12 protein-coding genes are annotated in these 12,638 nt (G+C 61.0%); 5 read left to right on the top strand and 7 right to left on the bottom strand.

Features of this window, described 5'->3' with window-relative positions; translation table 11 throughout:
* Positions 1-9: 9 nt before the first annotated feature.
* From HDF12_RS16805 to HDF12_RS16795, 3 genes are read right to left on the bottom strand one after another with little or no spacing between them, the layout of a single operon-like run.
* Positions 10-867 (bottom strand): FAD binding domain-containing protein, encoded by an 858-nt coding sequence (locus HDF12_RS16805; protein ID WP_179585189.1) that lies wholly within the window; start codon positions 865-867, stop codon positions 10-12.
* A complete protein-coding gene (locus tag HDF12_RS16800) occupies positions 867-1,337 on the bottom strand; it encodes a (2Fe-2S)-binding protein (RefSeq protein ID WP_179585187.1) in 471 nt (156 codons plus the stop codon). The genes HDF12_RS16805 and HDF12_RS16800 overlap by 1 nt, the downstream gene beginning before the upstream one ends.
* Positions 1,334-3,658, bottom strand: coding sequence for a xanthine dehydrogenase family protein molybdopterin-binding subunit (locus HDF12_RS16795; protein ID WP_179585185.1), 2,325 nt, complete (start codon positions 3,656-3,658; stop codon positions 1,334-1,336). The genes HDF12_RS16800 and HDF12_RS16795 overlap by 4 nt, the downstream gene beginning before the upstream one ends.
* Positions 3,659-4,196: 538 nt before the next feature.
* On the opposite strand from HDF12_RS16795, the gene HDF12_RS22450 reads away from it, so the two are divergent.
* The 3 genes from HDF12_RS22450 (at position 4,197) to HDF12_RS16785 (ending at position 4,999) form a co-directional block, all read left to right on the top strand.
* Complete coding sequence (locus tag HDF12_RS22450) at positions 4,197-4,319, top strand: hypothetical protein (RefSeq protein ID WP_257025711.1); 123 nt, start codon at positions 4,197-4,199, stop codon at positions 4,317-4,319.
* A gap of 6 nt (positions 4,320-4,325) precedes the next feature.
* Positions 4,326-4,511: a carboxymuconolactone decarboxylase family protein gene (locus HDF12_RS22445; protein ID WP_257025800.1), complete on the top strand. Its 186-nt coding sequence runs from the start codon at positions 4,326-4,328 to the stop codon at positions 4,509-4,511.
* Between the two features lie 308 nt (positions 4,512-4,819).
* Positions 4,820-4,999, top strand: coding sequence for a hypothetical protein (locus tag HDF12_RS16785; RefSeq protein ID WP_179585183.1), 180 nt, complete (start codon positions 4,820-4,822; stop codon positions 4,997-4,999).
* 260 nt (positions 5,000-5,259) lie between these two features.
* On the opposite strand, the gene HDF12_RS16780 is transcribed toward HDF12_RS16785, so the two are convergent.
* Complete coding sequence (locus HDF12_RS16780) at positions 5,260-6,159, bottom strand: hypothetical protein (RefSeq protein WP_179585181.1); 900 nt, start codon at positions 6,157-6,159, stop codon at positions 5,260-5,262.
* 478 nt (positions 6,160-6,637) lie between these two features.
* On the opposite strand from HDF12_RS16780, the gene HDF12_RS16775 reads away from it, so the two are divergent.
* Complete coding sequence (locus tag HDF12_RS16775; protein ID WP_179585179.1) at positions 6,638-7,744, top strand: hypothetical protein; 1,107 nt, start codon at positions 6,638-6,640, stop codon at positions 7,742-7,744.
* A gap of 175 nt (positions 7,745-7,919) precedes the next feature.
* The gene (locus HDF12_RS16770) at positions 7,920-8,291 is read left to right on the top strand and encodes a SnoaL-like domain-containing protein (RefSeq protein ID WP_179585177.1); all 372 of its coding nucleotides are present in this window, start codon (positions 7,920-7,922) and stop codon (positions 8,289-8,291) included.
* 46 nt (positions 8,292-8,337) lie between these two features.
* Here HDF12_RS16770 and HDF12_RS16765 read toward each other — a convergent pair whose 3' ends face one another.
* From HDF12_RS16765 to HDF12_RS16755, 3 genes are all read right to left on the bottom strand, one after another.
* Positions 8,338-10,107, bottom strand: coding sequence for a S53 family peptidase (locus HDF12_RS16765; protein WP_179585175.1), 1,770 nt, complete (start codon positions 10,105-10,107; stop codon positions 8,338-8,340).
* A gap of 345 nt (positions 10,108-10,452) precedes the next feature.
* Positions 10,453-11,199, bottom strand: a complete 747-nt coding sequence (locus tag HDF12_RS16760) for a hypothetical protein (protein WP_179585173.1) — start codon at positions 11,197-11,199, stop codon at positions 10,453-10,455.
* A 76-nt stretch (positions 11,200-11,275) separates the two neighbouring features.
* Positions 11,276-12,487 carry a hypothetical protein gene (locus HDF12_RS16755; protein ID WP_179585171.1) on the bottom strand — a complete coding sequence of 404 codons (1,212 nt, stop codon included), beginning with the start codon at positions 12,485-12,487 and terminating at the stop codon, positions 11,276-11,278.
* Positions 12,488-12,638: the final 151 nt, after the last annotated feature.

The following is a 12,638-nucleotide window of genomic DNA, read 5'->3' as shown; positions in this document are numbered from 1 at the left end:
GGCATGATGCTAGAGGGTGTGCAGAAACTCTTCGAGGAGGTTGGCAGCAACTGCAGCGCGGTATTTCGCAGTGCTGCGGATGTCATCGATGGGAAGGGTTTCGCTCAATAAAGCTCCGCGGGCGGCGGCGAGGGAAGCGGGCGTCACGGGTTTGTTGAGGAGAGACTGTTCCGTGGCGATGAGGCGGGCAGGAGTCTCGCGCAGGCTGGCGGCTCCGATGCGGATACTTTCGATCACGCCACGGTTGGTGCGGGCGACTGCGGCGATTGCGACCTTTGAGATAGCTTGGGCGTTCCGAGTCCCCACCTTGCGAATGTAGATTTTGTAATCAACGAAGTTACGTGAGAGCGTGATGCTGTGGAGGAGTTCATCAGGGGCGAGAGCGGCTTTTTTGTAGCTTAGGTGAAAGTCGCGGTAAGGAATCGTGCGACTGCCGCGAGTTGAGACGAGGGTGACGATGGCGTCGTAAGCGAGCAGCGCGGGAGGGGAGTCGGCGGCGGGGCTGGCATTGACGATGTTGCCGCCGATGGTGCCGCGGTTCTGGTTCGCAATCGAGCCGGTCCAGCTGGCGGCCTGAGAGAGGAGGGAGAGTTCGCTGGCGATGACGGGGTGATTGCGAACGTCACTGAAAGTACTGCTGGCACCGATGCGGACTGCGTCTGGAGTGACTTCAATGAAACGCAGCTCTTGGAGGTTCCAGAGAGAGACGAGCTTTTTGGGCTGTAGACGCCCAGCGCCTAGCGCGACCATTAACTCGGTGCCGCCGGCGATCGGGGTGTAGCGGTCGGGCGAGTCTGCGAGGATTTGGAGAACAGCATCGAGCGATTTTGGCGCGATGAGATCGTAATGCGTGATGTTGGAGCGCATTATTCGGCGGCTCCAACGAGAGCTGCGGCCTGGACAGCGTTGAAGATGCGAATGTAGCCAGTGCAGCGGCAAAGATTGCCGGAGAGACCGTCCTGAATTTGTAACAGAGTTGGTTGCGGATATTTTTCGAGCAGGTGGCGTGTGGCCAGAATCATGCCTGGGGTGCAGATGCCGCACTGTGCCCCCCCGTTCTCAAGGAAGCATTGCTGGATAGGGTGAAGTCTTTCGTTGATTGCGACGCCTTCAATCGTCGTAATCTCCGCCCCTTCTGCTTGCAGGATAGGAACGAGGCAAGAGTTGACCAGATCGCCATTCATAAGAACCGAGCAGGAGCCACATTCTCCCTCGCCGCAGCCTTCTTTTGCTCCCGGAAGGTGAAGGTCTTCGCGAAGAACGTCGAGGAGACGCTTCATTGGCGGGGACTCGATGGTCTTTGACTGCCCGTTGACAGTGAGTTGAATCGTGGTCACGCGGTGGCCTCGCTGAAAATTGGGCCGGCCACCGCGGGATCGAGAGATTCGCTGCCTGCTTCGGGAGTGCGGGTCATTCGTTCGAAGATGTCTTCGGGAAGGAGCGGAATTTCGGTGAAGGAGATGCTGGTGGCATGCTCGATGGCGTTGAGGATGGCGGGAGCAGGGCCGTCCATAGGGAGTTCGCCGATGCCTTTGGCTCCGAAGGCTCCATGGGGGCTTGGAATCTCCTCGAAGGTGACATGGATGGGCGGGACGTCGGCGCTGGTGGGCATGATGTAGTTCGTCATCTGGTTGTTGGCGAGATGGCCGTTTTGCCAGAGGCATTTCTCGTAGAGCGCGTAGCCGATACCCTGGGCGACTCCGCCTTCGATCTGGCCGGCGGCGAGGATTGGGTGAAGGACCTTTCCTACTTCCTGCAGGGCATAGAAGTTTGTGACGCTTGCAGAATAGGTGGTGGTATCGACGGCGACCTCGGCGACGTAGACGGCCCAGGCGTACGCGGGATAGGCTTCGCCACTATAGTTTTCGTCGTCCCAGAAGATGTCGCCGGGGGATTGGTAGCGGGCTTCGGACTTGAGGGAGCCGTGTTGGGCGAGGAAGAGAAGCGCGGCGGGGCGGAAGTCTTCGGGGGGGTAGTCAGGTGCGAGATAGCCGCTGTGGACAAGGCTGCCGCAGAGTGATTGCGCGGCGCGTTCGACGAGTTTGCCGACCACCATCGCGGTGCGGCTGGCTACTGTGGGGCCTGAGTTAGGTACCCGGCCGGTGTCGGGTTGGGCGATCAGGATCTGGTCGTAGGGTAAGCGGAGGGTTTGGGCGGCGATCTGGCAGAGGATGGTGTTGGTCCCCTGACCGAACTCTGTGGAGGAGACGAGAAGGCGCGGTTGGCCTTCGGGTGTCAGCTCGATCTCTACGAGGGAGTTGAGGCGGCGTTCGCCGGAGCCGGTGAAGCCTGCGCCGTGGAAGAAGGTAGCGAAGCCGATGCCGCGTTTGACGATGCTGGTTGGGTTCTCGCGGTTGAACTGGTCGCGTTTGGCGTGGTAGTCGGACTCTTCGAGGGCTCGGGTGAGTAGGTGCTGCATGTCGACGGGATCTTTGAGGAGCTGGCCGGTTGCGGTGTGGCCTCCGGTGCCGAGGAAGTTGCGGCGGCGGAGCTCTTCGGGGGTGAGGCCGACGACCTTGGCGATCTTGTCCATGTGACGTTCGAGGGCGAAGATGCTTTGCGGTGCGCCGAAGCCGCGGAAGGCTCCGTGGGGCGGAATATTTGTTGCGACTGCTTTGGCGCGGACGGTGAGGTGGGGCCAGTGGTAGGGGCCGGGGGCGTGGATGGTGCCGCGGGAGAGGACGACGGGGGAGAGGGTGGCGTAGGCCCCGCCGTCGATGGCGAAGTCTATCTCGCCGGCGAGGAGCTTGCCGTCCTTGCTGACGGCGGTGCGATGGCGGGTGCGGCTGGGGTGGCGCTTGGTGGTGGCGCCCATGTCTTCGGCGCGGTCGTAGCAGAGCTTGACGGGGTGGCCGGACTTCATGGCGAGGAGGGCGGCGTGGCTGCCGATGACGGAGGGGAAGTCCTCCTTGCCGCCGAAGGCTCCACCGGTCTCGGTCTGGATGACTCGGCACTTCTCGGCAGGGAAGTTGAAGACGAGCTCGAGGGCGTGGACCAGATAGTAGGGGCACTGCATGGAGCCGCGGACTGTTACTCCGGCTTCAGGCGAGTACTCGGCTATGACTCCGTTGTTCTCGATGTAGAGCTGCTCCTGGGCTCCGGTGCGGTACTCGCCTTCGACGATGTAGTCGGCTGTCTGCCAGATCTCGTCGGGGATCGGCTTCTGGTTCTTCTGCATGAGGTAGGTCTTGAAAGTGTTGGCGTTTTCGCCTTCGCCCCAGATGATCTGCTCTTTTTTTTCGGAGTCCTCGATGGTGTAGATGGCGGGGAGTTCTTCGTAGGTGATGTGGACCGCGGCTACCGCGGCGGGGAGTACGGCCCGGTCGGGATGGGCGAGGAGGAGGATGGGCTCTTCGGCGTGGTTGACGTGGGTGACCGCCAGGCAGGGGTGGTCTTTGGTGAGGTGGACGATGGTGTTTTCGCCGGGGATATCGGCGGCGGAGACGATGGTGTATTCGTGCCAGGGAATGGCGGGGTCGAAGGCGATGGAGGTGATGCGGCCGCGGGGGATGGTGCTGCGGACGGTGGCTCCGAACCACATATCGGGAAGGCTGATGTCGTCGACGTACAGGGCGCGGCCCATGACCTTGTCTCTGCCCTCTTTGCGGATGGGGGAGCTGCCAACGATCTGGGATCCGATCTGGTGATGGCTGGTCATGGAAGATGTTGCATAAGGATAGACGAAGTTTGGTGGCTAAGGATAAGATCGTTCGGTTTGAGGGTACCCCCCCCTCCCCCTCATGGGGTATTTTGGAAGCAAGTCCTTTTATTTGAAAAGTTTGCAGGTGGGTAGTGGCTGCAAGATCTTCAAATAAAAGGGGTTGCTTCCAAAATACTTGTTTTCAATACGATGCGAGGCAGTTCCTGGTGCTTCGGAGGGATAGAACAGCGCTGACTGTTTCCATCTCGACGCCTGTATCCAGTATAGAGGGTTGAGAGTAACTCATGCGCCACGCGATTTCGCTGGATTGGCGCGGGGTTTCGCGATCTGGGGGCTTGACAGAGATTTTTTGGTTCGAGTGGTTTTGAATGGACTCGTCTGGCGCCTGGTGTTTGGTGAAAGCGAGTACTACGGTTGACGATGTCGGATTGCGAGTCGAAACTGGCTGGGAATTGAGCGGCAGCCAAATGGGGGCCAGACTACTTGGCAGACGTGTTCCGGGTAGACAAATATTTCGCAGGATGGGAGAGACGCGATGTATGACATGGCGAATTTGAAGAAGCTGGGGGCGCTTGGGGATGGAGCTTCGGAGGCGACCAAGGCTTTCTGGGCGTTCGATAAAGCGGCGATGGCGGACGGGGCTATTCCTAAAAAATAGAAGGAGCTGATTGCGGTGGCGGTGGCGTTGACGACGCAGTGTCCCTACTGTCTGGAGTTGCATCGATCCGGGGCGCAGGCTGCAGGGGCGAGTCAGGAGGAGTTGGCTGAGACGGCGTTGGTGGCCGCTGCGCTTCGTGCGGGGGCGGCGATTACGCATGCGGCTCATGTGATGGGCGGGGCGAAGAGTTAGTTGCTGCGGGTGCTCTTGGTGTGAGGCGCCCGCGTATGTGGTGAACCTAAACGGAAAGCGGGTTTCTCCACTGCGCGGGCCACGATGAAACTGTGGGCCGCTGCGGTCGAAATGACGATTCGAAGGGGTGGGAAGTGGGGTCGAGGGTGACCGCAGATTCCTCCGCTGCGCTGCGGATGACAACAAAGGACAGGAGACAACAAGGGCAACGACAACAGCAACAGCGACGGCAACGGCAACGGCAACGGCGAATACGGGGTCTCTGAGCTGCGCTGTTCACGATGAGACTGTGAACAGCTTCGGTCGAGATGACGACCGAAGGGGTGGTGGAAGTGGGGTCGGGGGTGACCGCAGATTCCTCCGCTGCGCTGCGGAATGACAACAAAACGACAGGCAACAACAAGGGCAACGACAACAGCAACAGCCACAACAAGGGCAACGGCGAATACGGGGGTCTCTCCGCTGCGCTGTTCACGATGAGACCGTGAACAGCTTCGGTCGAGATGACGATTTTGCGGAGGAACGGGAACGGTTGGAGTGTTTGGGTTGGAAGGTCCGAACGGTCTGGGTGGGTCGAAGGTGTCGGGATCCTTCACTCCGTTCAGGATGACGGCGAAGAGCAGACAACGGCAAAGGCAACGGCAACGGCAACGGCAACGGCAACGGCAACGGCAAATACGGGGATTCTTCGCTTCGCTCAGAATGACGGCGTTTTTCGGTGAGTGGGTTAGTGGTGAGTGGTGAGTGGTTAGTGGTGGGTGACGGTGGCGAGGGCTTGATGGGTGAAGCTGTCGTAGAAGAGTTTGTAGCCGGATTCGTTACCGCCCTGAACCTGGAAGAGTAACTCGGAGTGGCCTTCGTGGGCGAAGTCGGCGGCGCCGGCGAGGTGCATGAGGCGGCCGAGGTGGTGAACTTCGCCCATGGGGGAGATGGCGAACCAGTGGTTGACCCAGGCGTCGTCGGGTGGGCCGTCGCAGAGGTAGCCGTTGAGCGTGACCTCAAGGATGCGCCAGTTTTTGTTTGAGACGTAGGAGGAGCCGGGGGCGATCTGGTCGTCTGTGATGGTGGAGTCGTGGTAGTTCGATGGTGAGTTGCTGGTAATTTGCGTGCAGTTCTTTGGGTGAGGGTAGAGTTTACGGAAGGCCTGCCGGACGTTGGTGAGGTCGAGAGGGAAGACTGCCGCGGGACGCCAGTTGTCGGGGTCTTTGAGGGTGGGGAGGGTGGTGGCGAGGATGGTGTGGGGCGGGTCAGGCCGGTCGGGCGTGGGGTGGGGCTCGAGGTTGGATACGGAGGCGGGGTTGGTGATGGCCTGGACGCCGATCTCTGAGTAGAAGTGGTAGGCGGCGGGAGTGTTTGCGACGACCATGGCTACGGGCTTGCCGTCTTTGACGAGATTCCACGCGGTGGTGGGCGGGAAGAGGGAGGTGATGGTTGTGAGGCAGGCCTGGTCCTGGCAATGAGCGTTGTAGGAGCGCCAGAGCCGGCCGGATTGGTGGAAGAGGACGCGGACTCCGGGCTGACCCTGGTTGTCGCCTGCCTGGTTGTCGGCACGGGCGGAGGAGGTGGACTCGAAGATGCCGATGAGAGGTCTTTGTGCTGAGGCTGTGAGGGTGGAGAGAAGCAGGAGGGTGAGGGCTCGGGGCTTCATGGTGGGGTTAGTTTACTCATGAGATGAGACTGCGCTGCGGTTCGGAAGACGATTTTTGGGTGGTCGTGGGGAGTCGGGTAGTGGCTTAGGGAACCCTGGGAGCGAGGGGTAACAGAAGAAGCAATAGGAAGATAACAGTAATAGAAGAAGTGACGGTAAAGATAGCAACGACCGCAAAAGCAACGACAACGGCAAAGCAACGACAACGGCAAAGCAACAACAACGGCAAAGCAACAACAACGGCAAAAGCAACCGCAGATCCCCTTCGGGGATGACAACAAGAACGGCAAAAGCGACGGCAAGGAGGGAACACCGGGCGGAAGGCGGTGAGATTTGCAATTTTGAGAGGACTACACGGGTCACGAAGAATTCATCTGGCGGTCATACTGCGTTGCATCCATCGGAGGAGTATCGCTTTGAACGTAGCTTTCTCTGTTTCATCCAACTCTTCCGCCTAGTTGATTCAGGAGGTTTCACCATGTCTACCGCACTGTTTCCAATGATCTCGCGCAATGCTCTTGTTGCGTCTGCCGCCATGCTGCTTAGCGTTGCCCCGGCGTTTGGCCAGGCCAGCACGCCTACCGCTGTTGACGGTTACCACGTCAGCGTCTTCGCAAGGGGATACAAGGGGAAGTTTACCGCTCCCGATTCGATCGCCGTCTACAAGGATCATGTTTATATCGGCTACGGCGATGGAAATGATCCCGCGGGCGCAGATGGAAAGTCGAACATGATCGTCGAATATAACCTGGCCGGGCAGATGGTTTATAGCTTTTCGGTGAAGGGACACAATGACGGTCTGAAGCTGAACCCCTACACGCACAAGCTTTGGGTGATGCAAAATGAGGATGCAAATCCAAGTCTGGTGATCTTCGATCCGGATACGCGGGTGAAACAGACGGTTCCCTTTGCGGCTGCGCCCGCGGCGGGAGGCGGATATGACGACATCACCTTCGTGAAGGGCAAGACCTATCTGAGCGCCTCCAATCCGGCTCATAATCCGAACGCAGCGCCGGCTATCGTCGAGGCAAAAATTGAAGGCGGGCTGGTGGTGGTGACGCCGGTGTTGGAAGGCACTGCAACGGCAAAGAACGTCCTGACCGGGCAGCCTGTGACGTTGAACCTCCAGGATCCTGACTCGATGACGACATCGCCGCTGGGAGATATTGTGCTGGACAGCCAGGGCGACTCTGAGTTGGTTGTGGTGCGGTATCCCGGGAGCACGGCTCAGAGTGCGCTCCAGATACCGTTGAGCTCTCCCTATGGCCAGCCGCAGGTGGATGACACGCTGTTCGCGCCGTCGACCGATGGCTTCCTCCTGGTGTCAGATGAGCCTGCCAACGTCACGTACAAGATCACCAAGGATGTTTTTAGTCCAGGCGCCGCTTACTCGGCGGGAGTTGCGGGTTCAAGCGCGGCTCCGGGGTTTGTGGGACGGCTGGACCTGGAGTTCGGGCAGCTGACGCCAATTGTGAGCGGCATGAAGAGTCCGCATGGACTTGGTTTTGTGAGCACGAATGATAAAGAGGTAGAAACGAAGCAGGAGGAGATGAAGGAAGCCTGCCAGATTCTGCTTTCTAACTAGCGGGGTTGTAGGGGCTGTTGCGTGGTGATGGAGGCCGCTTAGGATGATTGTGATCTGGATCCTGGGCGGCCTCGCGTTGCAGGTACTGTCCAGAGTTTGCCAGGAACAGCCGTGCGCCTCTTGCCTTATGATGGCGGGGTCTGGAATACACAGTTTTTAGAAAAGGAGACGCACAATGACGACGCAGGAATTGGCCGACAAGTTGGTGAAGCTTTGCCGGGAAGGCAAATTTAAGGAGGCAACCGAGAGCCTATACGGCGAGGACATCGTGAGCATGGAGGCGGGAGCGCCTCCGGGAGGATCGCGCGAGTCCAAAGGACTGGAGGCGGTCAAAGCCAAGGGCGAGTGGTGGGCGACAAACCATGAGGTTCACTCCTGTACGGTCGAGGGACCTCTGGTCGCCGGCTCGCACTTTACCTGCACCTTCAAACTGGATGTGACGTTCAAACCGCAGAGCCGGCGGTTCGTGATGGAAGAGGTTGCGGTGTACAAGGTTGTGGGCGGCAAGGTGGTCTACGAAGAGTTCTTCTACGACATGGGCCAGTAGTTGCTCCCTCCGCCTGGGGATCGATTCCGGGCGGAGGGTTTTAGAGTTATCGACGTTTGCCGGCAGCGGCTTTGCGCCGGTTGGTTGCGGCGTGCGGCTTGCGTGCCGGGCGCGTGCGGACGGGCTTTTTCTTGCTGCCCTTGCTCTTTCCACCCTTCGAGGTGCTGGTAGATGAGGGGTTGACGACGGCGATGAGCTTTGTGCCGATGGGGGAGCCGAGGCCGGTGCAGGCGTCCCAGCCGGGGCCGGCGGTGAAGCCTGTGGGAGAGCCGGAGTAGTTGGTGCCGGAGGTGATGTCGTTGAAGGCGGCGGCGCCTTTGGCGGCGTAGATGGCGGGTTGAATGAAGCCTGCAGTAGTTCCGTTCTGTGCGTTAGCTACGGCGATGAGGCCGGCCCAGAGAGGAGCTACGGCGCTGGTGCCGCCGATGGGCAGGGTCTTGCCGTCGACGCGGATGATGTAGCCGGTGGAGGGGTCGGCGTCGCCGGAGACGTCGGGGACGCCTCGGCCGCCTGCGGAGTTGGTGGGGGCGGGGACGCCTGCGTTGGCCTGCCAGGTGGGGAGTGGGAAGAAGTTGCTGACGCCGCCTCCGGTTGCGCCTTCGTTGTTGGCGATTTCGTTCCAGACGACCTCGGAGTTGATGGAGGAGCCGGTGCCGATGAGTTTGGTTCCTCCGCAGGCGAGGACGTGGGGGCTGGAGGCGGGGAAGTCTACGTGGTTGCTGCCGTCGGTGAGGCCGTCGGTGGAGCCGTTGTCGCCGGAGGCTACGGTGATGGTGATGCCGAGGGCGGCGGCGGACTGGCAGGCGGCGTCGAGGGCGTTGAGGGACTGGGTGGTCCAGCTAGACTCGGGGCCGCCCCAGCTGATGGAGATGACGCTGGGTTTGTTGGTGGTGTCATGGACGGCGGTGGCGATGGCGTCGATGAAACCCTGGTCGGTGTTGGGGGCGAAGTAGACGACGATGCTGGCGCCTGGGGCGACGGATGCGGCGACTTCGATGTCGAGCATGACCTCGCCGTCGGCGCTGTTGGCGTTGGTGGGGCTGTTTTTGCCGCCGTCGACGGAGACGGTTTTGACGCTGGGGGTTTTCTGGCCGAGGGTTTTGAAGTAGGCGGTGAGGTCGGTGGTTTTGTAGCCTCCGCCTAGCTCGATGATGCCGATGGTCTGGCCTGCGGCGGAGGCGTTGGGCGGGAACTGGTAGAGCGCGGCGATCTGAGGCGGGGTATAGGAGATGCTGGTGCCGGAGGCGTGGGGATGGGCGAAGCCTCCGGCCTGGGCGATGTTGGCGGTGAGGTCGCCGGCTTCGCCTGCGATGCGAAAGTGGGGCTGTGCCTGGGGGCGGTTGTCGAGGCCGAGGACGGCTTCGACGGGGCCGACGAGGTCGGTGGGGAGGGTGATGCTGCCCTCGCGGACGCGGTAGGTGGTGCCGTCGTGAGTTTTGTGGACGAGGGTGACGCCGAAGGCCTTCTGCATGGCGGCGACGGTGCCGGTGAGCTTGATGGTGCGGCGCTCGGGGCCGGGCGTGTCGGGTGCGACGGTGAGGCCGAACTCTTTGGCAAAGGTGCGGACGAGTTTGACGGCGGCGGGGTCGGCTCCGTGAGTCTTTCTGTATTGGGCGTGGGTGAGGCGCTGCTTGCCGAGGCGGTTGGCGACTTTGAGAGGGGCCTTGCGGCGGACGACGACCGAGACGGTGATCTTTGTGCCGGAGGGCGCGGGCTTTTCGCCGGCGGTTTGCACGAAGGCAGATTTTTCGCTGCCGGGAAGTACGGTGCGGGGGGAGGCTGAGATGTGGGGAGTGGATGTCTTTTTGGTTGCCATTGAATGGTCCTCGAAATTTGGGGATGAATTTGTGTGAGGGGCCGGATTAGGTGGCGAGTTTCGCGAAGACCAATAGTATGCCTGCTCCGTGGAGGAAGGAAGCTGTTGGAGATGAAAATTCGCGACGCCTGCGGGATAGTGCGCAGACGTGAAGGATCGTATCGCCGTCTTCGGACGAGCGCGTGTGGGGGTGTGGCTCGATTGAACTGGAGCAAATTTCGAGTTGACGTAGAGGATACCGAACGGAGGGCAAAAGCAGATTCCTCCCCCTTCGGCTTCGCTCAGGGTGCGGAATGACAACAAAAATGAGCGGTAGAACACCTCTATAGCAACAGGAAATTTGCTTTAGAAGTGACGCAGGGGTTCGGTGGGTGCGGAGGATTTGAAGTCGGGATCGCCGGGGATGGGGTCGAGGTTGGAGCGAAGGTCGGCGCTGCGTTCGAGAGAGCGGCTGACGATGTCGCGGGAGCCGAGACCGACGGCGAGAGCGAGGGTGAGGACGATGCCGCCGAAGAGGATTCCGAAGGCGAGTTCGACGACGGCGCCGCCGATCTGGAGGTGGTCGAGGACCATGGCGGCGGTGAGGACCAGGACGAGCCACTTGATGCCGAGAGAGAGGAAGCGGGCGTACTGGAGCTTGGCGTTGACGGCTCCGATGAGGACGGAGCGTTCGAGGAAGCGGGCGATGAGGGTGCCGGCGATGAGCAGGAGAACGGCTCCGATGGAGTGGGTGAGGTAGGGGAGAACGAAGAGGGAGATCTGGGATTCGCCGGGGAAGGCGGCGTCGAAGGCGGAGATGCCGATGAAGCAGCCGATGGCGACGCATCCCCAGAAGACGACGCGGGCGAGGAGGGCTGTCGGGCTATGGGCGGGAGACCAGTCGGAGATGGTGGCGGAGGAGTTGCGGGCGAGGCGCTCGTCGAACTTGGCGGCGGTGAGCGAGCGGCGAAGGAGTGCGGCGAGGCCCATGCCGATGGCGGTCATGATGACGAGGGCGAGAAGAAGGGCGATAAGGGCCGGGAGAAAGCTCGCCAGCTTGTAGAGGACCTGCTGGGCGGATTGGCGGAGTGCCTGTTCGACTTGTTGCCACATGAGAGGGTCTCCTTACGGGTTTGCTGGCCTATTTTGATTTGCCGTTCGGTTAGAGATTTTTGCTGAAGTGCTTTCTCTATGGGTTGAAGCGGTCGGGCCAGCGCCAGCGTGATACGAGATAGGGTTTGTCGGTTTCAAAAGCTACGGCGAGATCCTGAATGTGCTTTTCGGGGGGCGTGCCCGTGCTGATCAAGGTGAGATGAGAGGCAACCCAGGCGAGATAGAGCGGGGTGAGCGCGCCGAGAAGGTGACCGCGGTTGATGGTGCGCAGGCGGTAGGCGAGGATGAAGTCGTAGACGATGCGAGCCCAGAGATTATCGGGCATGCGGAAGTTTTCCGGTTGGAGCATGGAGAGTTTCTTGAGGCCGAGGAGCGAGTTGGGCGGAAGGACCAGGGACCAGATCTCGTGGAGGTTGGTGTAGGCGAGACGGAAGGCCTCGAGCATGGGTGCGGTTTCGGGCGGCTCGGCGACGTGAGCGGTTTGCGGAAGGGGCTGTGCGGGTTGGGTGCCGCGGGCACGCTGCCAGAAGGAGGCTTTGGCGTCGACGTCGGCGAAGAATGAGCCGGTGATGTGGGCGAGGAGGCTGTTGAGGTCGCGATTCGCGGGTTGAGGGATGGCGCGAGGGGTGACCTCTACCTCGGCGACTGTGAAGTTGGCGTTTGCTGCTTCCGCGAGGGGCCAGAGCAAGGAGTCGTCCTGTGCTGTGGCGGTGAAGCGCTGTGCTGTGGCGGCGAGACGGCCGGCCATGCGAAGGGAGAGGCCGAGGTCGATGGCGAGGGGGTAGCGCGGGCGGGTGCCGAAGAGGGCGCGGGTGACGGGGTAGAGCATCGCGGAGTTGACGAGGCCTTCGCGGGGGCCGAGTTCGTAGTGCGCGACGGAGAGGTCGCTGGTGAGAGTGGATTGGGCTAGAGCGCGGATGGTCTCGGGATGCAGAGACTGGCATTCGGCGCCGAGAAGGAGGCAGCTGGTGGCGCGGTTTTCCTGCGCGAGTTTGTAGGTGTTGAGATAGTCGGCTGCGGTGAGGACCCAGGGGGTCGCAGAGACGGCGGTGGGGGTGTAGGGGATGAGGCGCAAGGGGCTGCCGGAGGAGAGCTGAGGCGCGGTGTCCGGGGTGGCGACGAGGACCGTTTCGTTTGGAAACGCGAGGGCAAGGTTTGAGAGCGTGATTTCGAAGGCCTCTTGAGAGAGGGGAACCAGGCTAACGAGCATGCTGCTGGTTGCGGTCGTCGCGGGCGTCGGGTTCATGGCGTCCGAGGTAAGGTCGATATTTGTCTGCGCGGAGGCCATCGTGCGATGTGGACTTTCTCGGTTCGGTTAGCGGCGCCTCAGGTTGTCGATATCTGCCGGAAGGTACTTATCGTCTGAAGAGGCGTTCCTGCCGTGAGTGTACTGCCGATTCTGAGGCTGCGCGAGAGCAAGGGTGGCAGCGGCGAAAGAT

The organism is Tunturiibacter gelidiferens (assembly GCF_013410115.1).
Taxonomy (GTDB): domain Bacteria; phylum Acidobacteriota; class Terriglobia; order Terriglobales; family Acidobacteriaceae; genus Edaphobacter; species Edaphobacter gelidiferens.
Note: the sequence above shows the minus strand (reverse complement) of the source record. Positions and strands in the feature narration are given on the sequence as shown.